Source organism: Aquirhabdus sp. (assembly GCF_046462495.1).
Classification (GTDB): domain Bacteria; phylum Pseudomonadota; class Gammaproteobacteria; order Pseudomonadales; family Moraxellaceae; genus Aquirhabdus.
In genome coordinates, this window is sequence record NZ_JBKGVE010000010.1 from 249,735 (window position 1) to 272,821 (window position 23,087).

22 protein-coding genes are annotated in these 23,087 nt (G+C 43.7%); 6 read left to right on the forward strand and 16 right to left on the reverse strand.

All coding sequences use genetic code 11. The annotated features are described in order from the left end of the window. Window positions 1-211: 211 nt before the first annotated feature. The 3 genes from ACLHG7_RS13215 to ACLHG7_RS13225 are packed head-to-tail and all read right to left on the reverse strand — an operon-like array spanning window position 212 to window position 2,366. Window positions 212-1,000 carry a glutathione S-transferase N-terminal domain-containing protein gene (locus ACLHG7_RS13215; RefSeq protein WP_410211460.1) on the reverse strand — a complete coding sequence of 263 codons (789 nt, stop codon included), beginning with the start codon at window positions 998-1,000 and terminating at the stop codon, window positions 212-214. A 49-nt stretch (window positions 1,001-1,049) separates the two neighbouring features. Further along, entirely contained in the window at window positions 1,050-1,562 is a 513-nt protein-coding gene (gene rraA, locus ACLHG7_RS13220; protein WP_114898476.1) for a ribonuclease E activity regulator RraA, read from the reverse strand. A gap of 51 nt (window positions 1,563-1,613) precedes the next feature. After that, window positions 1,614-2,366 (reverse strand): NAD(P)H-binding protein, encoded by a 753-nt coding sequence (locus tag ACLHG7_RS13225; protein ID WP_410211461.1) that lies wholly within the window; start codon window positions 2,364-2,366, stop codon window positions 1,614-1,616. A 306-nt stretch (window positions 2,367-2,672) separates the two neighbouring features. Here ACLHG7_RS13225 and rpsT point away from each other — a divergent pair, with 306 nt between their 5' ends. Together rpsT and ACLHG7_RS13235 are read left to right on the forward strand one after the other, a co-directional pair. Next, window positions 2,673-2,939, forward strand: coding sequence for a 30S ribosomal protein S20 (gene rpsT / locus ACLHG7_RS13230; protein ID WP_114898474.1), 267 nt, complete (start codon window positions 2,673-2,675; stop codon window positions 2,937-2,939). 250 nt (window positions 2,940-3,189) lie between these two features. Then, window positions 3,190-6,849, forward strand: coding sequence for a DUF748 domain-containing protein (locus tag ACLHG7_RS13235; RefSeq protein ID WP_410211462.1), 3,660 nt, complete (start codon window positions 3,190-3,192; stop codon window positions 6,847-6,849). A gap of 57 nt (window positions 6,850-6,906) precedes the next feature. On the opposite strand, the gene pyrF is transcribed toward ACLHG7_RS13235, so the two are convergent. The 13 genes from pyrF to ACLHG7_RS13300 all read right to left on the reverse strand — a co-directional run bounded on the left by pyrF (window position 6,907) and on the right by ACLHG7_RS13300 (window position 18,572). Beyond that, window positions 6,907-7,587, reverse strand: coding sequence for an orotidine-5'-phosphate decarboxylase (gene pyrF, locus ACLHG7_RS13240; protein ID WP_410211463.1), 681 nt, complete (start codon window positions 7,585-7,587; stop codon window positions 6,907-6,909). Between the two features lie 170 nt (window positions 7,588-7,757). After that, window positions 7,758-8,123 carry a LapA family protein gene (locus ACLHG7_RS13245; RefSeq protein ID WP_410211464.1) on the reverse strand — a complete coding sequence of 122 codons (366 nt, stop codon included), beginning with the start codon at window positions 8,121-8,123 and terminating at the stop codon, window positions 7,758-7,760. 155 nt (window positions 8,124-8,278) lie between these two features. Further along, window positions 8,279-8,575: an integration host factor subunit beta gene (locus ACLHG7_RS13250; protein WP_265935989.1), complete on the reverse strand. Its 297-nt coding sequence runs from the start codon at window positions 8,573-8,575 to the stop codon at window positions 8,279-8,281. A gap of 326 nt (window positions 8,576-8,901) precedes the next feature. Continuing rightward, a complete protein-coding gene (gene rpsA / locus ACLHG7_RS13255) occupies window positions 8,902-10,587 on the reverse strand; it encodes a 30S ribosomal protein S1 (RefSeq protein ID WP_114900632.1) in 1,686 nt (561 codons plus the stop codon). A 226-nt stretch (window positions 10,588-10,813) separates the two neighbouring features. Beyond that, a complete protein-coding gene (cmk, locus tag ACLHG7_RS13260; RefSeq protein ID WP_410211465.1) occupies window positions 10,814-11,527 on the reverse strand; it encodes a (d)CMP kinase in 714 nt (237 codons plus the stop codon). Continuing rightward, the gene (locus ACLHG7_RS13265; protein ID WP_410211628.1) at window positions 11,527-11,958 is read right to left on the reverse strand and encodes an SRPBCC family protein; all 432 of its coding nucleotides are present in this window, start codon (window positions 11,956-11,958) and stop codon (window positions 11,527-11,529) included. The genes cmk and ACLHG7_RS13265 overlap by 1 nt, the downstream gene beginning before the upstream one ends. Window positions 11,959-11,979: 21 nt before the next feature. Then, complete coding sequence (locus ACLHG7_RS13270) at window positions 11,980-13,317, reverse strand: cation:dicarboxylate symporter family transporter (RefSeq protein WP_410211466.1); 1,338 nt, start codon at window positions 13,315-13,317, stop codon at window positions 11,980-11,982. 135 nt (window positions 13,318-13,452) lie between these two features. After that, window positions 13,453-13,950, reverse strand: a complete 498-nt coding sequence (moaB, locus tag ACLHG7_RS13275; RefSeq protein ID WP_410211467.1) for a molybdenum cofactor biosynthesis protein B — start codon at window positions 13,948-13,950, stop codon at window positions 13,453-13,455. Between the two features lie 42 nt (window positions 13,951-13,992). Further along, complete coding sequence (tadA, locus tag ACLHG7_RS13280; protein WP_410211629.1) at window positions 13,993-14,463, reverse strand: tRNA adenosine(34) deaminase TadA; 471 nt, start codon at window positions 14,461-14,463, stop codon at window positions 13,993-13,995. A gap of 118 nt (window positions 14,464-14,581) precedes the next feature. Next, window positions 14,582-15,205 (reverse strand): DUF4844 domain-containing protein, encoded by a 624-nt coding sequence (locus ACLHG7_RS13285; protein WP_410211468.1) that lies wholly within the window; start codon window positions 15,203-15,205, stop codon window positions 14,582-14,584. A gap of 12 nt (window positions 15,206-15,217) precedes the next feature. Beyond that, window positions 15,218-16,342 (reverse strand): enoyl-CoA hydratase/isomerase family protein, encoded by a 1,125-nt coding sequence (locus ACLHG7_RS13290; protein WP_410211469.1) that lies wholly within the window; start codon window positions 16,340-16,342, stop codon window positions 15,218-15,220. A gap of 49 nt (window positions 16,343-16,391) precedes the next feature. Further along, a complete protein-coding gene (gene ung / locus ACLHG7_RS13295; RefSeq protein WP_410211470.1) occupies window positions 16,392-17,108 on the reverse strand; it encodes a uracil-DNA glycosylase in 717 nt (238 codons plus the stop codon). An 81-nt stretch (window positions 17,109-17,189) separates the two neighbouring features. Continuing rightward, the gene (locus ACLHG7_RS13300) at window positions 17,190-18,572 is read right to left on the reverse strand and encodes an MFS transporter (protein WP_410211471.1); all 1,383 of its coding nucleotides are present in this window, start codon (window positions 18,570-18,572) and stop codon (window positions 17,190-17,192) included. Between the two features lie 549 nt (window positions 18,573-19,121). Between ACLHG7_RS13300 and cyoA the strand changes: the two genes are divergently transcribed. The 4 genes from cyoA to cyoD are packed head-to-tail and all read left to right on the forward strand — an operon-like array spanning window position 19,122 to window position 23,078. Next, window positions 19,122-20,093 (forward strand): ubiquinol oxidase subunit II, encoded by a 972-nt coding sequence (cyoA, locus tag ACLHG7_RS13305; RefSeq protein ID WP_410211472.1) that lies wholly within the window; start codon window positions 19,122-19,124, stop codon window positions 20,091-20,093. Between the two features lie 18 nt (window positions 20,094-20,111). Then, entirely contained in the window at window positions 20,112-22,115 is a 2,004-nt protein-coding gene (gene cyoB / locus ACLHG7_RS13310; protein WP_410211473.1) for a cytochrome o ubiquinol oxidase subunit I, read from the forward strand. After that, on the forward strand, window positions 22,108-22,743 hold the full coding sequence (locus ACLHG7_RS13315) for a cytochrome o ubiquinol oxidase subunit III (protein ID WP_410211474.1): 636 nt from the start codon (window positions 22,108-22,110) through the stop codon (window positions 22,741-22,743). The genes cyoB and ACLHG7_RS13315 overlap by 8 nt, the downstream gene beginning before the upstream one ends. Beyond that, on the forward strand, window positions 22,743-23,078 hold the full coding sequence (cyoD, locus tag ACLHG7_RS13320; RefSeq protein WP_114898458.1) for a cytochrome o ubiquinol oxidase subunit IV: 336 nt from the start codon (window positions 22,743-22,745) through the stop codon (window positions 23,076-23,078). The genes ACLHG7_RS13315 and cyoD overlap by 1 nt, the downstream gene beginning before the upstream one ends. Window positions 23,079-23,087: the final 9 nt, after the last annotated feature.

Here is a 23,087-nt window from a genome sequence, read left to right on the forward strand (position 1 = left end):
ATAACGACACAACCACAAAAACGATGATTAAATCCGTTATAGCGATCTAAGCGCTAATATTCACCCATATGGTATTCTTAACCTTTGTGTATTATGGTGACTGGCTGCCGAAGTGCAAGGGTAAACCCGTACATCCGGTGGATTTAATTCAACAAACTTTCACCGCCCTCTTGAGCCAGTTTGCCATCACCTGAGCCTGCTATAAAAAAAATTAACTATATGTATGATTCAAATAGTCAATAATATCTTTTGATTCAAATAGATGAACACCCATATTCGGATCAATCAAGTAAGGAACCTGCAATCGTCCTTGCATATTGACGATCTCACGTTCACGCTTACCACCTGCAAGAGGAACATAAGGACCTGGCTTCAAACGCAGTACGGCGGGACCCATATCTTGCCAACGTTCCTTTGCCACATTATGCAACTCATACGGCAACTCAAGCTCACATAAACGCTCACGCACCAAACGCGTATAAGGACTGGCTTCAAAACTCCACAACTGCAACAACTGTGCAGGTAACGCTTTAGTTGCATTGGTAGGGGCTGCTTTCAAACCACGCATCAAACGAGCACCACTCACCAAAGTACCGATAACAGGCTGTTTGGATAGATTTCTCCATTTCGCTGGCGTTTTCCCAGTTTTGCCATAGGTTTGAAACAAGTAATCAATAATGGCCTGTGACTCTTGTAGCTTCACACCGGTATTTTCATCAACCAGTAATGGAAACTGAACACTGCCACCAATCCCTTGAATAATTTGTTCAGCTATAGGGCGAAAACGAGTGCCGTTTTTAGGACATGGATAAACCTCGAAATCCAAGTTCAACATGGTTAATACTTCGCGTACACGGCGGCAAAATGGGCAACCTTCCATATCGTACAGTTGAATCGTCAGTGCGGGTTGTTTCGGATTAGCTGTACCGCTGACTCCACGGCCCCCTTCCAGCAATGTTGAAACAACCGACTGCAAAACTTTAATTTGATGCACAATCATAACAAATTCCATTTTTTAATATTTGAATCGGCATTGAAAACAATACCAACTAGCTGATCAAAGCCACATCTGAAACCAGAATGCCATTATTATCCGCATAAACATACATCCCCGACTCGATCATGAGACCACCAAAACTCAAGGTCACATCAGTCTCACCCAGCCCTTTACGATTACTTTTTTGTGGGATGCTAGCGAGTGCCTGTACGCCCAGATCAAGAGTCGCAAGTGCATCGACATCACGTACACAACCGTAGACGATCACACCCGCCCAGTGATTCTTAACTGCACTTTCGCCAATCAAGTCACCGAGCAGCGCGCAGCGCATAGAAGCACCACCATCCACCACCAATACTTTGCCAGCACCTTCCGTTGCAAGTAGCTCTTTGACGCGTGAATTATCTTCAAAGCACTTGACGGTCACCACCAATCCACCAAACGCTTTACGACCACCAAAATTACGAAATGACTTACCATCTATCGAAGGGCTACACACTTGTGTGTCAGGATGATCATCCAACAAATCACAGGTCACAAAATCAACAGCTTGAGAAACAGTCATTGTCGATACTCCATGGTCATTTTTAAATTCAATTTCTAAATTATAAACATATTAAGTAGTATTTAATGTCGCTTTTAACATCTCATGATTAGAATAAATGCAAATATCGTGAGCCAACGGTTTTAAAGCGTTGTCGTTAGCCTTCAAACGTGCAACCTGACTCATCGCAAGTGCAACGCGATTGGCTTCGATGGGACGTGCACTAAATGTCTCGGGTAGTAGCTTTTGCCCCCAAGTAAATAGATTCTGACCGATATCCTCAGCCCAGCGTTTCTCATGAGCACGCGCACCTAATAATAAAGAAGGCCTAAATACAGAAAAATGTTCAAAGCCTATTTTTTGAATATCCGCCTCAAGAATGCCTTTGACCCGGTTATAAAAGACCAATGAATGAGCATTTGCTCCCATTGCTGAAACCAACAATAAGTGCCGTGCTCCTTGCTGATAACACACTTGGGCAAAAGCCAGACTAAAATCATGATCTATCTGATAAAAAGCCGTTTTACTCCCCGCTTGTTTTTGAGTCGACCCCAACGCACTAAATGCGTCGGCACCCGATAAATCATAATTCGAAAGCACTTGATGGAGCTGGTTGAAATCTGGAATCTGAATCCATGCAAGTTGAGTTTGCGCATCTACTGAATCATAACTAGATAAATCAAAAGGCTTACGCACAACGGCATAAACCGTTTGATAATACCCAGACTGTAGCAGCTGCTGGATTAAAAGACGTCCAACCAACCCCGTTGCCCCAATTACTATTGCTAAAGACCGACTTTTCGAAGCTTGTGTTACAATAGCCATATAATCACCTGTATTTAATCTATTTTTAAGTTCATTGATATCAAAAAAATAGAGTACATCCCCCCAATGAATGCCCTATCCTATCCGTTTTCAGGTTTTGCATGAGATTCTAATCAAGGTGATTTTGTAAAAACTAAGAATTCCATAGAATTTGAGCAGTGTTTTGCTTGATTTTAAAATGCGACTCCGGCATAATTCGCGCCTTAATTTGATCTATTAGCACGTTTGAGCGGGTTCATGACTTCTGGCATGACTGGTTTTGAATGTTGTCTAAGTCAATTACCTACATCTAAAGGAGTCGCTTGAGTGGCAAATTCAGCCCAAGCTCGCAAACGCGCACGTCAAAACGTTAAACAACGTCAACATAATGCAAGCCTACGTTCAATGGTTCGCACATACATCAAGAAAGTAGTCAATGCGATTGCTACTGGTGAATACGCTTCAGCAACTGCTGCTTACAAACAAGCAGTTCCAGTTATTGACCGCGTTGCTGACAAAGGCATTATTCACAAGAATAAAGCTGCACGTCATAAGAGCCGTTTGAACGCTCACATTAAAGCACTTGCTAAATAAGCATTCGCTTTTAATGATCAAAAAACGTCCTTTATTGGGCGTTTTTTATTGCACAAAATTAAGCAATCCACTCTCTATAATATCCAACTTAAGCTCGGCTTACCCTCTCGTATTTGTTCTTTTGTTTCAAGATACTTACAGTAAACTTCCAATCGCTAAAGCATAATATCGCGAACTGCTACACATCTTTTGCAAACCATCGTATATATGATGGGCTTCTGGACATTTTCGTCTATAAGGAAAAAAGGGCATGAAGAATCTCAACTTCTCATCAATACTCCCTAAAATCTTGCGTTGGATTATTATCACGCTACTTATTCTAGCCCTGTTAGCAATAATCAGTTGGTTTGCTGTTCCGCCATTGGCGAAGCACATCGTCGAGCAGCAAATCGAAACGCAAATCGGTAGACGGGCGACAATCGGCGAGATTCGCTTTAATCCACTGACATTTACCCTCACCGCGTCAGACTTCTCACTTTTCGAACCCGATAAGGTAACTCCCGCATTTTCAGCAAAAAAACTTGAACTCAGCACATCACTGACATCTATTTATCGTCTTGCGCCGGTTCTTAGCGAAGCTCAACTGATCCAACCTAAGCTTCATGTCATACGCACGAGTGCAGCAAATTCTGGGCGCTATAACTTCTCAGATATTTTAGATCGTATTCTCGCAAAACCGAAAAATAGCGGAACAACACTCTTCTCCGTGTCGAATATCCAACTCGAAAACGGTGCCATCCAATTTGATGATCAGGTCACGGGCAAAAAAGTTAAGATCGAGTCACTCAATGTAGGACTTCCATATGTCTCTAACTTTCCCAGCAAGATTGATATTTTTGTCCAACCGCATCTATCCGCGATCATTAATGGAACCGCTTTTAATCTCAAAGGACGAAGCAAACCTTTTTCAGGCAATCAAGAAACTTCATTAGCCTTTGATATCGACCAACTGGATCTAGCAAGTTATGTCGCCTTCTCTCCTGTGGCACTCCCTATCAATATTCAAAGCAGTAAATTATCCACGCAGCTGGACCTCACCTTCTCTCGAAATAAGAATCAGCCTGAAGTGGCACTGTCTGGCAAAATTAAACTGGATGATTTAGCGCTGAAAGACAAAGAAAATAACCCCCTGCTCCATGTTCAGAGCATTAATACCCAGCTTCATAAGCTGAATCTACTCAATGGTGATGCTGAGATCGATAAAATCGAAATCAAAAATCCTGAAGTGTGGAGTAGCCTCAACAGCCAAGGACAATTGAACTGGGCTACGCTCAAAGGACCGACTAAGCCCTCCCCCATAAAATCTAAAGCTTCGCCAAATACGACTACAGAGACTCTCCCCAAGATTATCCTGACAAAACTGGATATCCAAGGAGGCACTTTAAATTGGCAAGATGCAGCAAATGCATCCCCCGCATTTAATACCCAGCTCAAAAACATTGCATTCTCTGCAACTAAGCTGTCTTTAGCAAAAGAGGCTCCACCGAGTAATGTCATACTGTCCAGCGGAACTGTACAAAATCAAGACATCCAATTTGTCGGCACTGTAAGTCCACTGAACGGTGATCTGTCGGGCAAGGTTCATATTGCAGCACTCCCACTCGCGTTATATCAACCCTATATGAACCGTGCACTTGCAGCATCAATTTCCGGTGAGTTCTCGCTCAATACATTACTGGATATTCATAATGGGCAATTGGAACTCAAAGAATTAGGGGCAGAAGTCAATGCGCTCAAAGCAACTTCACGCTCTACACCAGTCAACACCATCAGTGCACAAAAAATTAGCCTTGAAAGTAGCAATGTCAGTACATTAACCAAGACCGCAAATATCAGCGCGGTTCGCTTGCAAGGTCTCCAAAGTGATATTCGTCGTGATGTACAGGGTAAAATCAATCTTGAGCAATTTATCTTGCCTACCCAAAATACAAAGCGATCTGCCTCGACTCAAGCAAATCCATCAACCAAAAAAACTCAAAACGACTGGTCTGTCCATCTTAATCAACTGGCAATCAACGATAGTCATGTGACTCTGACGGATAATGCCGTCAAACCTGCTGTTGAACTTCGTGCCGATGGACTCAATCTCACGGTTGAGAACATCTCAAGTAAACTGGATACCCCACTCAAAGTCGGTCTAAAAACACAGTTAAATAAGACCGGGAAACTGGTAGTAGATGGGATGATCGCCGCACAATTTAAATCACTGAATCTCGCAATTGATGCTCAAAACCTCCCGATCATAGCAGTACAGCCCTATTTCACAGATTATCTCAATATCGTCCTTGCAGCAGGACAAGCCAGTGCCAAAGGCAAGCTTCAACTGACACCCCCCGTTGCCCATCAGCAACTACATGCGACTTATAATGGCAATTTCCGCGTCAATAATCTACGCGCCATCGATAAAGTCACCTCAGATGGCTTTCTAAAATGGAATACGCTAGATATCAGCGGCATTACTACCAACATTGGCGGTGCGGCACAGAATGTCACGCTATCTAAGATTACCTTGGATAATTTCTACGCTCGCCTCATTCTTTCTGAGACGGCAAAACTCAATCTGCAGGATGTGATCGTTGCCAAAAATACACCGCCAGGCACAGCGCCAAAATCAGTCACATCGGATACACCCGCGGATACCCCAAGGCCAGATGCACCTAAAACCGAAATAAAACCTACTGCTGCTGTTGCGACTGTCAGCGAACCCAAATCCAACAGCCCAGTGGTTAAAATTGGTCAAGTCATCCTCAAACGTGGCAATATCAATTACACGGACAATTTCGTGAAGCCGCATTACACCGCCAACCTCACCAATATGAATGGTAGTATTGGCGCCGTTTCATCAGATAAACCACAAGCAGCCCCGATCGACCTCAATGGCAAAATCGACAACGATGCCCCTGTTACCATATCAGGTTCGCTCAACCCGCTCTTTAAACCCATGTTTCTGGATATCAAGGCCAGTGCAAATGGTGTCGAACTACCCCGCTTAACTCCCTATGCAGCTAAATATGCTGGTTATGCCATTGAAAAAGGAAAGCTGTCGATGGATGTGAACTATCACATTGAAAACGATAAGCTCGTTGCGCAAAATAATGTCCGTATCGACCAATTGACTTTTGGTGACCGTATAGAAAGTCCTACAGCAACTAAACTGCCAGTACTCCTCGCCGTTGCACTACTTAAAGATCGTCATGGCCAAATTAATATTAATTTGCCGATCTCAGGAACGCTCTCTGATCCAGAGTTCTCGATTGGTGGCATCATTGTGCGTATCTTTATTAACTTGATTACCAAAGCCGTTACCTCTCCTTTCGCCTTGATCAGTTCAGCATTTGGCGGAGGGGATGAGTTAGGCTATGCGGAATTTGCACCAGGTTCTGCTGTGCTAACCTCAGAGGCTCAAGGTAAGCTTGATACGATTGCAAAAGCACTCATTGATCGCCCCGCACTTAAAATGGATTTGGTCGGTCGCGCAGACCCCAAAACAGATAGCATTGGCATCAGTCAAAACTTGTTGAATCGCAAGATTAAATCTCTAAAACGCAAAGATGGTGCGGAACAGAATGCTGATGCAGACGCATTAGAGAACCCAGTTACCGATGCGGATAAACAAAAGTATATGGGTAAAGTCTACAGCGCTTCAAAATTTGAGAAGCCTCATAACTTTATTGGTCTGAATAAATCTCTTCCGCCTGCCGAAATGGAAAAGCTCATTGTGACCAATACAGCCGTAAGCCAAGATGATTTGATTTCATTAGCCAATCAGCGGACAGAAGCGATTCGTACCTATTTACAGACTAAAGGTGAAATTGGATCTGATCGAATATTCTTAATCGCGCCAAAATTGACCAGTGACGGAATCAAAGATAAAGGAGGACCGAATCGTGTTGATTTTGTGCTGAAATAAGCATTAAACGCTTTATCTGCGCTGAGATTTCCATCCAACTCAGATAAAGCGTCGCTCTTAGATGCTGGCCAGGATATCAAGTACAGCTTGTTTCGGTGAAGCTGCTTGAGTAATGGGGCGTCCAACAACGATATGGCTTACACCCTGACACATTGCATCGGCGGGCGTCACAATTCTTTTTTGATCATCTGCATTACTACCCGCTGGGCGAATTCCCGGCGTCACCAATAAGAACTCAGGACCAAACTTTGCCCGCAAGAGTGCAGCTTCTTGCGCCGAACACACTACACCACCCAATCCGCTGTCATAGGCAAGCTGCGCCAAACGCACAACCTGCTCTGCCGGACTAATTGTAATCCCGACATCCAACAGATCTTCAGCGGACATGGAAGTCAGTACTGTGACGCCAATCAGATGCGTCGCATAGCCGCGTTGCTTTAAACGTGCCGCACTCGTCTGCATCATCTGACGACCACCACTAGCATGCACATTCACCATCCATACACCTAAATCTGCAGCGGCTTGAACAGCGTGGGCAGTAGTGTTGGGAATATCATGAAATTTCAAATCAAGAAAAACTTCAAAACCACGTGCATGTAGTGCCTGAACCACTACAGGACCCGTATAGGTAAAAAGCTCTTTACCCACCTTAACTCGACACAATGTAGGGTCAAGCTGATCAGCAATCGCCAGTGCGGCGTCTAGTGAATGGGTGTCCAATGCAACTATTAAACTCACGTCTTCATTCTCTTCTTTGCTTTTGCGACATTATAACTCAGCTCGGTCGCTACGCCATAAGATGCAGAAGTGATAAAAGCCAATATGCAGCAAATATCACCAAATACTCTCCATAAAAAAACCGAGAATTAATCTCGGCTTTTTATTATCTGCGACACCGCCCTACATCTTTACATCATCGGCGGTACGATGTTTGTTTCTTCGTGTTTTACTGGTGCAGGCGCTGCTGATGCAGCAGCTGCGGTAGCCGCTGCAGCTGCGGCGGCGGCCTGAATATGACGTGCGCGTACGACATCCAGCTCTTTATTAAGACGCTTAATTTCCCAACGTGTTTGCACTACACGAAACACCAGAACACCCAGCAATAAACCAACAATGATACCGAGGCCCAGCGTAATCACGAGCAACAAACCTAAATTCATGGTTGGAACTTGTGCAAACAGTAAGTCAACCTGTGTAACTGATTGATTAAACAGCACTAAGGTTAATGAATAACCAAATACAGCAACCAATAAAATCACTAAAATAAAGCGCACGATATTACTCCGAAATTAAAAGGACTCGAGACCCTATCTTTGAATAATGTGCATACCTAATAAAATGCACATCCAAGATGATCTTTCTTCTATCGAATCTTTCTTGAAGCGATATATGCCTAAATCAATATCGCCAAGACCATTCTGTTAGCGCTTTATTTTTCTGGATTAACAGCGTCACGCAACGCTTTACCAGGTTTAAAATGTGGAACCGATTTTGCTTCAACAGCAACAGATTGACCAGTTTTTGGATTACGCCCTGCACGAGCTGCGCGATGGTGCAAAGCAAAACTGCCAAAGCCGCGGATTTCGATACGATTACCATCAGTTAAGGTATCAATCATTTGTTCAAGCATTACTTTCACTGCATCTTCGATTGCAGGTTCAGAAAGTTGATGATATTGGCCAGCCATACGATCAATGATGTCAGATTTATTTAATCCAGTGGTCATTACAATGTCACTCCTTATATTCTTTTGGCAGTGTATCTTACTCATCGGCACGTCTACTGCGTCGAACAATCCTTAATGACTTGCAGCCAGAGTAATACGTTAAATTAACAAGTGATACAACCGAACCTGTTGTTCATAAAGAACAATACGGCTATCTTGGTCTGGAACATAACACCAAGTCATCACGCGCGTCTACCCCAAAATACTCCTTATATACAATAATGTAGTCGATTGACACAAAGCAAACATCGCGCATAAAAAAGCCACCCTATTTAGGGTGGCTTTTTTCAACAACCAAAACACTCAAAAAAGTGTTCCGATTAGTTTTATTTCATTTGAGCTTTGATCAAATCACCGATAGTACGTGGACCAGCGCCTTCTTGAGCAGCAGCAGTTGTTGCTTTCAAGTTGTTCACTGCATCACGGTCTTCAGCTTCATCTTTCGCTTTAATCGACAAGTTGATTGAACGTGTTTTACGATCAACGTTGATGATTTTCGCTTCGATTTCTTGACCAACAGTCAGATGCTTAGTGGCATCTTCTACGCGATCACGGTTGATTTCAGAAGCTTTCAGTGTTCCTTCGATATCGTTACCGAGGTTCACGGTTGCGCCTTTTGCATCAACTGCAGTCACAGTACCTTTCACGAGTGCACCGCGATCATTAGTCGCTGTGTAGTCGTTGAATGGGTCGTTGCTCATTTGCTTAACGCCTAAGCTGATACGATTGCCTTCTGCGTCAACAGAAAGGATAACCGCTTCAACGGTGTCGCCTTTCTTGTAGCGGCGGATGGCTTCTTCGCCTTGCTCGCTCCAAGAAATATCAGACAAATGAACCAGACCATCGATACCGCCAGGCAGACCGATGAAAATACCGAAGTCAGTGATTGACTTGATAGTACCTGATACTTTTTCGCCTTTTTCATGCGCTTTAGCAAACTCATCCCATGGGTTAGCACGGGTTTGTTTGATACCCAAAGAAATACGACGACGCTCTTGATCGACTTCAAGCACCATCACATTCACTTCATCGCCAATTTGAACAACCTTAGATGGATGGATGTTCTTGTTGGTGTGATCCATTTCACTAACGTGAACCAGACCTTCAACACCTTCAGCGATTTCAGCGAAACAGCCGTAATCAGTCAAGTTGGTGATGCGCGCAGCAACAATTGATCCTTTTGGATAATTGTTCATGATTGCTACCCATGGATCTTCACCCAATTGTTTCAGACCCAAGCTTACGCGGTTACGATCACGGTCAAATTTGAGAACCTTAACAGTAACTTCTTGACCCACTTCAACCACTTCAGAAGGATGCTTGATACGTTTCCATGCCATATCGGTGATATGCAAGAGACCATCAATACCACCTAGATCAACGAACGCACCGTAGTCTGTGAGGTTCTTGATCAAACCAGTAACGGTTTGGCCTTCTTCCAGTTTACCAAGCAATTGTTCACGGTCAGCTGAACTTTCAGCTTCCATAACTGCACGACGGCTAACAACAACGTTGTTGCGTTTAGCATCAAGCTTGATAATTTTGAACTGTTGATCGATACCTTCAAGATGAGTGGTGTCACGGATTGGACGAGTGTCAACCAATGAACCTGGCAAGAACGCACGAACTGGACCGATATCAACGGTGAAACCGCCTTTAACTTTACCAGAGATGATACCGGTAACGATTTCTTGTGCATCAAACAGACGCTCAAGTTTAGTCCAGGTTTCAACACGTTTTGCTTTTTCACGTGACAGTACAGTTTGACCCATACCATTATCAAGTGCTTCAACGACCACATCAACAGTGTCGCCAATCGCAACTTCAAGTTCACGAGATTCGCTCAAAAACTCTTCACGAGGCACTACGCCTTCGGATTTTAGTCCAGTATCAACAGTGACCCAATCGCTATCAATGTTTACTACTGTACCTTGAATCACCGCGCCCTTTTCGACGTCAAGCCCTTTGCCTTTTAGGCTTTCTTCAAATAGGGCGGCAAAAGATTCCATCATGGTATAACCTGTTTGTGTATAGCCGCGCAGGGTCAATCTGCTGCGGATCGGATTGAGTCAAATGAAAACACTTGATCTAAAAACAGATCATTGACCATATTTTCACTTGGCTTTTAGAAAAACCAAAAAGCCTTCAATGCACTTTACTCAAAAAAAGCAAAGCCAACTGAAAGCTAGAAATTTAAAACATACTACGATGTAATTGACTCGTGAATATCAAAATCAATTACACATGTAAATCTATGTAACGAATTAACTCAGCCAGCACTTCGTCAATCCCTTTCGATGAGCTATCCACAATGAGAGCATCATCAGCAGGTTTCAAGGGTGCAATCGCTCGTTCCATATCACGTCGGTCACGAGCAACGATGTCTGATAAAATATTGTCTATATTAGCATCAATTGCCATATTCTGCAATTGCTTTACCCGACGCTCCGCACGTGCATTGGCCGACGCTGTCAGATAAATTTTGGCTGGCGCATCTGGAAAAACAACAGTGCCCATATCACGACCATCTGCAATCAATCCAGGCTGCACCGCAAAATCTCTTTGTCGCTGTAGCAAAGCGTCACGTACTTCTGGAATCACGGCAACCTGTGATGCTAAATGACCTGTTTGTTCAGTACGAATGACCTGTGTGACATCATGACCATCAAGTAAAACCAATAATTGCCGGTCAGCATCGGGAATAAATTGGATATCCAGCGTTAAAGCCAGATTAGCCAATTGCTCAGTCGGGATTACATTTCCACGAAACGCGCCTTCGTGAAATAAACCCACTTGTTTAGCTTTTAATCCGAGCAAGCGGTACAAGGCGCCAGAATCCAAAAGGTTATAACCGTAATGCACGGCCAGACGTGCAGCAAGGGTCCCTTTACCTGAGCCACTTGGACCATCAATCGTAATTACATTAGGCACTTTTGCAGATTCGTACGTCATTATAGTGTTTTAGCCAATTTCTTAAGCCCTTGAACAATACCCACTTTTAGCCCAGCTAAAATAATTGGCGCTGAACCTGGAACCTTTCCTTCTAACTCAATTGTGTAATTTAATAAAGTGCCAGTACCTGCTGGTGTAAAAATCAAACGGCCGACATGATGCTTAATCAAAGGATTATTGATCAACACATACTCAATAAACTTATTCGGTTCATACTCAGTAACCTGTTCATAAAGCGGCGTCACAGAACCGATACCCATTTTGCGTACCGAGCCTACGCCATCAGGATAATGGGTATCAGCAGAATCTTGAACTCGCGTTACTTGTAACGGTGCAAAGCATGCACCCAAGCCTGCATGCGTTCCAAGAACCGCAAACACCTGCTCTGGGGACTGCGTAAAACGCTGTTGAATTGTAATTGTAGCCATGATTGTTTCCTTAAAATTTAAAACTTAACTTTCTTTTATCTCTGCAATCGTTGTCGTATCGCCAGTGCGAAATTGACCTTCCCAGCGACTGATCACAACCGATGCCAAAGCATTACCAATGACATTCACCGCGGTACGTGCCATATCCATGATTCGGTCAATCCCTGCGATAAAGGCTAACCCTTCGGCAGGAATACCCACTGAACCTAATGTCGCCAGCAGAACAACAAAACTCACCCCCGGAACACCAGCAATCCCTTTACTGGTTAACATCAAGACCAAAATAAGCGTGATCTGCTGTCCCAATGAAAGATCAATGCCATACAACTGCGCTAAAAACAACGCGGCAATGGATTGATAAAGCGTACTGCCATCCAAGTTGAATGAATAGCCCGTTGGAATGACAAAAGCGACAATATGCTTTGGCACCCCAAAAGTCTGCATTTTTTCAATCAGACGCGGCAGAACTGTTTCTGAACTTGCCGTACTATATGCCAAAACCAACTCTTCGCGCAAAAGCTTAATGAGCTCAAGCAAGCGTATGCCTACCCAACGTGCAATCAGACCAAAGACCACAAAAACAAAAGTAAACATGGCCAAATAAACAACGCCAACCAGTTTTGCCAATGGAATAAGTGCGGACAGACCGAATTTACTCACTGCCACAGCCATCAAACCAAATACACCCAAAGGCGCCAATTGCATGATTTTTCGTGTGATCCAAAACATGCTATCTGCAGTCAATGCAAACATATTGACCATGGGCTTGCCTTTTTCACCCAATGAAGCCAGCCCCAGACCAAACATCACACTAAAGAAAATGATCGCCAGCATGTCACCTTTTGCAAGCGCATCAATAATATTGGTTGGGATAACGTGGACAAAAGTATCCGCAAATGAATGATGAGCAACTGTATGCTCAGTTGCGACGTAACTTGAAATATCAGTCTTGGTCAAACCTGATAATTGAATGCCCGTACCCGGCTGTAAGATATCCGCAAAAAACATCCCGACAATAATGGCAACCGTGGTCACCAGCTCAAAATACAGTAATGTCTTCCCACCAAGACGCCCAAGCGCCTTAATGTCACCCGTACCCGCCACACCCACAATCAATGTACTGATCACAATCGGTACAACAATCATTTTAATAAGGCGAATAAAAATATCGCCAAGCGGTGCAACCCACGTCGTAATCCACTCCTGCCCAGCAAAAAGCCAACCGACTACGATACCCGCAATTAAGCCTATGACAATCTGCCATGCGAGTGAAGGAAACTTTAGACCCGACTTTTTCGGAGGCGGCGGAGCCGCGTAATCAAGGTGTCTCACCTCGGCTGTTGGTTTGTCAATGTCGGCCATAAGGTATCAATCCTGATAAATTTAGAGTTCAAGTCTTAAAGATATTACATGCGATATTCAGACCAAACGAATCCATGTCGCTTATTATTTGCGAACCGCTGCGTTTTAAACTGTAACTTTTACATCTAAAAATAGTTACTTAGGTGAATTTACATGATTTACAAAATTACAAGGTTTCGTTTCGCTGTTTAATTGTGACTCAAGGATAGTGCTCCATGCGGTTTTACATGCACCTGTAGATCCAGGTACACAAAAGATCAGCGTACGATTTGCCATGCCAGCAAGTGCACGGGACTGCAGTGTACTCGTTCCAATCTCAAGCAAAGAATAATGACGGAATAACTCACCAAACCCCTCAACATTCTTATCAAATAAAGGCTGCAGTGCTTCAGGGGTACTATCACGGCCTGAGAAGCCTGTCCCACCAGTTGTAATAACCACTTGCACGTCATCAGAGGCTATCCACTTTGAAACAATTGCACGTAGCTGATAAATATCATCTTTAACAATGGCGCGGTCAGCCAAATGATGCCCTGCGGCAATCAAGGTGTCGCACAGATACTGACCCGAAGTATCGGTAGCCAGTTCACGCGTATCTGAGACGGTCAAAACAGCAATATTTAATGGTTTCATGTAACTATATTCCAATGAATTTGAATGTAGAATTCAACGATATTAACCACGTCGTAACTTAAAAAAAGATTTGAGTAATGCGCCACTTTCTTCAGCTAACAACCCGCCAACAAATGTAAATTTATGATTATAAAAACCATCACTTAACAATTGTCGTGCACTGACCAATGAACCTGCTCGAGGTTCATCAGCTGCATAGATCACCCGACTGACGCGCCCATGAATCAAGGCACCGACGCACTGTGTGCAAGGCTCAAGCGTTACATATAACGTAACATCTTGAGGTAAACGATAGTTTTTCAATCGCTGACATGCATCACGGAGCGCACATATCTCCGCATGGGCCGTTGGGTCGTTTAGCGTAATCGGCTGGTTAAATCCCTCACCAATAATCTGCCCATCATGCACCAAAAGTGCGCCCACGGGAACCTCGCCAAGTTCTGCTGCGCGTTTGGCAAGGTTTAGAGCAGCCGTCATCCAAATATGGTCTTGGGCGGTAAATACTTCTAATATTGGTGAAAAAATTTATTCTGCCTCACAACTTAAATATTATGAACTTATTCAATTTTCTGCGAATAAGAGAATCGACCCACAGTCATCCATATTAAAACTTGTTGATTATTTACAGAACTTAAAGAAATGAAATCTTGCTTTTTTCATCTAAAAACCAAACATAGGATTCTACTACATAGGAGGATGGTGGGCCCAATATAGCTATCAAACGAGTTAACGCTGTGGCTGCTTTAAGGACTTTAAGCTTCGACAAAAGTTGCTGCTCACTCGGTGTCATCTGAGCAATTGCCTCAATATTCTCCTGCTCTCTAGACTTTCTAGGATCCAACCCATAACGCCATTTATTAAGCACTCCATCAGAACTATCGATACCTAAAATGCCCATGATCCTTTCTAGATAACCGAGCATACAATCTTTATCATCACTATCTGCATCGTCAAATTCTTTTAATGTGGATTTGAATTCACTCAACACAACTTGCTTTGTTAATTCTTGAGAATTATACGAAATCAAACGCTTAATTAAATTATTTACACTTGCTTCATATTGAATACGCTTAACTTCGGGGTGAGTGCCAGTGTACATTCCATCTGCTGTAAACTTTTCAGTGGCAACCAAACCTTCTAGTGAATTTTTATATTGACTCACTAATATTGTCGAAGACTCTTGAGCGTATATTTGCTGATTGGCACAACACGAAATGCTACCAATAAACAATGCAATAAGTGAAAAACATCTCATAATAACTCTCTATCAGATTACACCAAACTGCTTTAACACCTCTCGCCAACTTTCATCCTCTGCTTCGGGCACAGCGCCAAGCGCTTGAACCAATGACTCAATATGCTGCACTTGCCATACTGGAGCATTATCTTTATCCACCAATCGTGCTCGTACACCTTCATTAAAATCAGGATGACGAATTTTCCACTCCGCGAGTTGGCGCTCAAGATTAAAGACTTGCGGCCAAGGACGGTCAACGCGACTGGCCCACTGCCAAAGCAGCCAAGTTAATGCCGCCGTTGATGGCGAACCATTTCTAAGATTATCTGCAGCTTGCTTAAGCCAATGATTGCTTGAAAGTTCTGATAGTGCAGTGATAGCTTGATAATCTTCCAAAAAATCGACACCACGACAAACCTGTAAAATCTGATCAAGGCTATGGCTGAGCGACTCACCAATAACTGGATGATGAATGTTCGCTAAGGCGTCTGCGACTAGATGATAATGCCCTGTTGCTGATCCTTGGACAGACCAATCCAACTGGATGAGTTTTGCAAGCACATCTTCTTTACTCAGATAACTGATATGGGTGGCCCAATTTAATGCATGCGCATCACCCGCATCCAACATGGCACCAGTTAAACCCAAAAACAGCCCCACTAAACCGCGCTCAGCTAAAAATCTGGATCCACCGACATCGGGAAATAGACCGATATTAATCTCAGGCATCGCAAGTTTAGAGTTTGGAGTGACTAAGCGAAATGGTGCACTCATGAGTAAGCCCATACCGCCACCCATCACATAGCCTTCACCCCAGACAACGATCGGCTTACTAAATTGATGCAGCATCAAGTCTGCCGCATATTCCTCTTTAAAAAACATATCAGCGCCAGCAGGATTGCCGTCCAATGACATCTGGCGTAGCTGGCGCACATCTCCGCCAGCGCAGAACGATTTTTGCGTTGAGCTATCAAACCAAATCGCTTGCGTCTCATCATCTACAGCAAGCTGAATAAGAACTTCGAATATCGCACGAGATAAAGACTCATCCAGCGCATGTAAGGATTTTGGGCGATTTAAACGCAGAATCGTCCAACCATTTCCTGCACGCTCTGTGATTAACTCTGGATGATCAACCAAATTCAACGATGTCATTTAATATCCCTATTAGGTTCATTCTATAATTAATTTTAGTTACATGAAACTAGTTCAATTGCCAATTAATGGGTGATTTACCATGTTGCACTAAGTATTGATTTGTCTTGCTAAATGGTTTGAGACCAAAAAAACCACCACGATTTGCCGCAAGCGGAGATGGATGGACCGCGGTCAACACCAAATGACGATTTCGATCTATAAACTGGCCTTTCTTCTGGGCATAAGCACCCCAAAGAATAAAGACCGTATTATTCGTCTGCTCATTCACAACATCGATCACATGGTCAGTAAACTCTTCCCACCCTCTTCCCTGATGACTTGTGGGCTGTCCCTCAACGACAGTCATTACACTGTTTAGGAGTAGGACGCCTTGCTCGGCCCAAGAAGTCAAATCACCATGCCCGGCAGGTTTGATTCCCAAATCCGTGGACAGTTCATGCATGATATTGCGCAATGATGGCGGAATTGGAATGCTACGCTGTACAGAAAAGGCCAGACCATTGGCCTGACGTGCGCCATGATAAGGGTCTTGTCCCAAAATAACGACTTTGACCTGATCAAACGGCGTTGTATTAAAGGCATTGAAGATCAAATTGTTGGGCGGGAATACCACGAGCTCTTTCTTTTTTTGTTCCGTCAAAAACTGACGTAACGAACCCATCGACTCGCTGGTTAGCGCATCTGCTAGCGCACTTTTCCAACCCGACTCTAGTTGCACACGGGCAAGAATGGCGGCTTTTTCTGTGTTTACTATCTCGCTCATAAACCACTACTATTTTGTCTAAATCAATGGAATCAAACGCCAAAGCACTTAATTTAAGTATTTTGGCTCCCTATTCAAAACTTAAAATACGACTGGCTGGCCCACTAACTGTGACAATTGCTCACGAGAAGTATCACTCATCTTCTTTTTATCCACTTTTAAGTAAGCCACATGTTGATCGGGCAAAACAACTACATCCTCGACACCACCCACTTCCAGTAAGCATGCAGCCCAGTCATTCATCTTGGCATTCACATGCTGAGTACCGTGTGGGAACTCTGGCAAACGGATCGATAAGCTCGATAAATAAGGGGGTGAGTTTAAACCAACAATGATCAAAAACCACACCAAAGCTATTGCCGCCAAGATTGCCCAACTTAGTTGAGGGGTTGCAAAGGTGAGTAACTGACCGCCTAATACCCCACCCGCAAAAGCACCAAGAAATTGACTCGATGCATTAATACCCATTGCGGTCGCTTTAGCAGCAGCAGGTGCACGCTTAGCAAGCCATGAAGGAATCATTGCTTCAAGCAGATTAAATGCGATGAAAAATAAACCCAGTCCAAGCAACAAACCAACCCGTGTGTGGTCAGCCGTTAAAACAGCCAATGACATCACAACCAATGCAACACTACCGATAAAAATACGCCGCATCCGCCGTTTGACCTCAGCCACAATAATCGCTGGAATCGTCATTACTGCACCTAGCAGCAAGAGTGGTAAATACAACCAACCATGCTCCTCAACAGGAATGTGCGCGTACCGGACTAATTGCTGTGGAAGCATCACAAAAGCTGCAGTCATGACTAAATGAAGCGCAAAAATAGAGACATGTAAACGATTTAAATCAGGCAAAACGAGGACCGACTTAAGCTGCACCCCAAAACCAAGAGGATTCTGCTTCAAAAGACGCAATGGCGATGGCACAACAGCCAACAACCCTATTGCTAAAATACCTGCAATAGAGGTCAACCAAAATAAACCCGATAGCCCCACATGTTTAGTTAAAAAGGGACCTAAGCTGAAAGCAATAATAAAAGATAAGCCAATGCTCATACCCATCGCGGCCATTGCCTTGCTGCGGTGTTGCTCACGAGTCACATCGGCCAAAAGCGCCATCACTACTGCGGATATCGCACCTGCACCGGCAATCGCACGACCTAAGATGACTCCCCAAATTGAAGTCGACATCGCGGCAATGGCACCGCCAAGAGCAAAAATCAATAGACCAATAACAATTAACGGTTTACGTGCGGTTCGATCGGCCAACAGACTAACAGGAATTTGTAAAATCGCTTGAGATAAGCCATACACCCCAATCGCAAGACCAATCAATGCAGGGGTTGCACCTGTATAGCCTTGCCCGTAGATTGCAAATACTGGGACAATCATAAATAGCCCAAGCATTCGCAAGGCAAAAATACTACCTAATGCAAACGTGGCACGTAGTTCAGAGACATTCATAGTGGTTTGGAGCTCTAGGCATCAATCTTGTGAATCAATTTTGCAAAAAAAAGAGAATCTACAAATTTGCCAGATGACACAGCAAAGTGAAATATAACGAAGCCAGATTATGCCGTAATTTAGCATACACCGCCATGTGCTTTGGCAATGTCTCTAGTTACTTTCAGAAGTTGCTTTTAATATAAAGCCCTTTTCAAATGTTTCACTAAAACAAAATGTTTTTACTAATTACATGAATATTAATAGTTTTTATAAAACGAATTGTAATAAACGCACCAAAGCAATGTTTTCGATACAAACATCCTGATATAATTCACAAAGAAGTCTCTTTTTAATCTAAAAGGGTGCTTTATTGCATTATTTGCAAAGCTTTCCGTTCATTACAGACCTATTTTGTCTGCAAAAACGTCATTTTTTGCGTTTATTGACTGTTTTTCAGTCGAAAGGAACAAGTTGTATAGTGTTCGAGTAATTGCATTGGTCTCCAATCACGAAGCACCCGATGTATCGAATATGCTGCTCCCTCTAATTTCTAGTTAAGGTCGCAAGATGAGTAACCAACCATACACTAAACTTTTACGCATGCTCCCTCTACTGGGTATCGTGCTTGCCGCAGGCCTTTTGAGCGGTTGCGACATGGCCCTGCTTAACCCAAAAGGTCAAGTCGGTATCGATGAGAAAAACCTCATCCTTACGGCAACGGGTCTTATGCTAATCGTTGTTATTCCTGTTATTTTCATGACAATTTACTTTGCATGGAAATATCGGGCCTCTAACACGAAAGCAAAATACACCCCAGACTGGTCGCACTCCAATAAAATCGAAGTCGTCGTTTGGACGATTCCATGTATCATCATCATTGCACTTGCGATCGTGACCTGGAAAAGCTCACATGCGCTTAACCCGCAAAAACCTATTGAGTCCTCAGCAAAGCCTTTAGTGATTGAAGTGGTTGCCCTTGATTGGAAGTGGCTATTCATATACCCAGAACAAGGGATTGCAACGGTTAATCAAATCGCCTTCCCTGTAAACGTCCCTGTAGAGTTCCGTATCACTTCTGGTACAGTCATGAACTCCTTCTTCATTCCGCAATTAGGTAGCCAAATCTACGCGATGGGCGGCATGCAGAGTAAGTTGCATCTCATTGCTAATGAAGCAGGTACCTTCCCTGGACTATCTGCAAACTATAGTGGTGCAGGTTTCTCTGATATGACATTTAAGGCAATTGCAAACTCACCTGCTGAATTTGATGCATGGGTTAAACAAGTCAAACAGGCACCTCAAGCTTTAAATGCTGATACCTACAAGACATTAGAAAAACCAACCATTAAGCATCCAGTTGAGTACTACTCAACCGTCACTCCAGATCTGTTTGACACCATCATCGTGAATGCTCAAAAAGGCGCTAATCCACCTGCAGCAGTAAGCCATGAGGAACACGCAGCAATGAGCCATGAGGAACACGCAGCAATGAGCGGTGAAGACATGCATAACATGCCTATGACTACCACACAACATTAAGTATCAGAGGAATAATCAATGTCTGTAAACTTATTGGGGAATTTAACGCTTGAGGCGATTCCCTATCACGAACCAATTCTGGTTGTCACGTTTATTGCAGCATCCTTGCTGGGTCTCGCCCTGCTCGGTGCAATAACGTACTACGGTAAATGGAAATACTTATGGACTGAGTGGCTCACCACTGTTGACCATAAAAAAATCGGCGTGATGTATATCGTCGTTGCACTTGTTATGCTTGTCCGCGGTTTCTCCGATGCATTCATGATGCGTACGCAGTTGATGATTGCGCAGGGCGATAATCCTGGCTTCTTGCCACCTCACCATTACGATCAAGTCTTCACCGCACACGGTGTGATCATGATTCTTTTCATGGCAATGCCGTTGATGGTTGGTCTGATGAACATCGTTGTGCCCCTACAAATTGGTGCACGTGACGTTGCCTTCCCTTTCCTAAACTCAATCAGCTTCTGGTTATTCGCCGTCGGTGCGGTATTGATCAATCTTTCCCTATTCGTAGGTGAGTTTGCGCGTACTGGTTGGCTGGCCTACCCTCCTCTTTCAGGTTTGGCTTATAGTCCAGGTGTTGGCGTGGATTACTGGATCTGGAGTATTCAGATTGCAGGTATTGGTACATTGCTGACTGGTGTTAACTTCTTCGTGACCATCATGAAGATGCGTGCCCCAGGGATGACACTCATGAAAATGCCAGTATTCATCTGGGCAATTCTGTGTACCAACATCCTGATTATTGCTGCGTTCCCAGTTTTGACTGTGACTATCGCATTACTGACCCTTGATCGTTATTTTGACATGCACTTCTTCACCAATGAATTAGGTGGAAATCAGATGATGTACGTCAACCTGATCTGGGTTTGGGGACATCCTGAAGTTTATATTCTGATTTTGCCTGCATTTGGTATCTTTTCAGAAGTTGTTGCAACTTTCTCTCGCAAAAAACTGTTTGGTTACACCTCACTGGTTTGGGCAACTGGCGTTATCACCATCTTGTCATTTGTCGTTTGGTTACATCACTTCTTTACCATGGGTGCTGGCGCAAACGTCAATGCCTTCTTCGGTATCGCGACCATGATTATTTCGATCCCAACAGGGCTCAAAATCTTCAACTGGTTGTTTACCATGTATCAAGGTCGTATTCAATTCACCCCACCAATCATCTGGACTATCGGCTTCCTCATCACATTTACTGTGGGCGGTATGACCGGTGTGCTCTTGGCAGTTCCTGGTGCTGACTTTGTATTGCACAACAGTTTGTTCTTGATTGCCCACTTCCATAACGTAATTATTGGTGGTGTTGTATTTGGTTATCTGGCAGGTTTTGCATATTGGTTCCCGAAAGCATTTGGTTTCAAACTGAGTGACAAAATCGGTGCATATTCTGCATTCTGCTGGATTTCAGGTTTCTTCTTGGCATTCGTTCCGCTATATATCCTTGGTTTCATGGGTATGACTCGTCGTCTGAACCATTACGATAACCCAGCATGGCAACCTTTGCTGATCGTTGCATTTTTTGGAATGCTCGTGATTGCACTGGGTATTTTCTTGCAGTTCGTTCAATTGTTCTTTGGTTTCAAAAACCAAGCAAAAAATCGCGATGTGACTGGCGACCCATGGGATGGCCGTACTTTAGAATGGTCAACTTCATCTCCACCGCCGTTCTATAACTTTGCGGTTATTCCAACTGTTCATAGCCTCGATGCATTTTGGGAAATGAAAAAGGATGGTTCGGTAAACAACCACCCTGTCAAATACAATGACATTCATATGCCAAAAAACACTGCTGTAGGCGTGGTCGTTGGTATCTTTAGCTTCTTGTTCGGTTTTGCTTTGATTTGGCATATCTGGTGGCTTGTTGCGGTTGGTGTAGTTGCAACTATCGTGACTGTTATTGTCCGTAGTTATGATGACTCAACTGACTACTATGTGCCTGCTGCAGAAGTAGAGCGCATTGAAAACCTACATATCCAAGAGAAAAAAGCGTATCAGGATGTAAATCATGTCTAATGAAGTATTAAGCACGCCACATACTCATGATGATGCTCATCATGACAGTCATGACGACCATGCTCACCATGATGCGGGTCCGATGAAGATCTATGGTTTCTGGATCTACATTCTCAGTGACTTGATGCTCTTTGCATCACTTTTTGCAACGTTTGCTGTACTGCATGACAGCTATGCAGGCGGCCCAACGGGTAAAGATATTTTTGAACTACCCTACGTACTTGGCGAAACTGCATTACTGTTGTTCAGTAGTATCACCTATGGTTTTGCAATCCTAGGAATGTACAAAAACAACAAAGCCCAAGTGATCGGCTGGCTGATTATCACCTTCTTCTTGGGTGCCGGCTTTATCGGTATGGAAGTCAATGAGTTCCACCATCTGATCGTTGAAGGTCATGGTCCGGATCGCAGTGCTTTCCTGTCTGCATTCTTTACTCTAGTTGGTACACACGGATTGCACGTGACCTCTGGTCTGATCTGGATGGCAACAATGATCGCCCTCGTCAGCCAGAAAGGTCTCACATCAACCAACAAAACACGTTTGCTTTGCCTCAGCTTGTTCTGGCATTTCCTTGACGTGGTTTGGATTTGTGTATTCACCGTTGTTTACTTATTGGGAGTGTTGTAATGGGACACGGACATAACGATCATTCAGGATCACATGGCAGCTTTAAGTCATACGCTATCGGTTTCATTCTGTCTGTGATCTTAACGGCTATTCCTTTTGCGCTAGTCATGCATCCTGTGACTTCAACCAGTGCAACGATTGCTTGGATATTTATCCTTGCAGCCGTGCAGGTTGTCGTTCATTTGCATTACTTCCTGCATATGGATCTATCACCGGCATCACGTGATACTGTAGTTTCTTTTGTCTTCACTGCGATTATCATCGTTCTTGTGATCGGTGGATCGATTTGGATCATGCAAAACCTGAATCACAATACAATGATTATGGGTGACTAGAGCCTATTT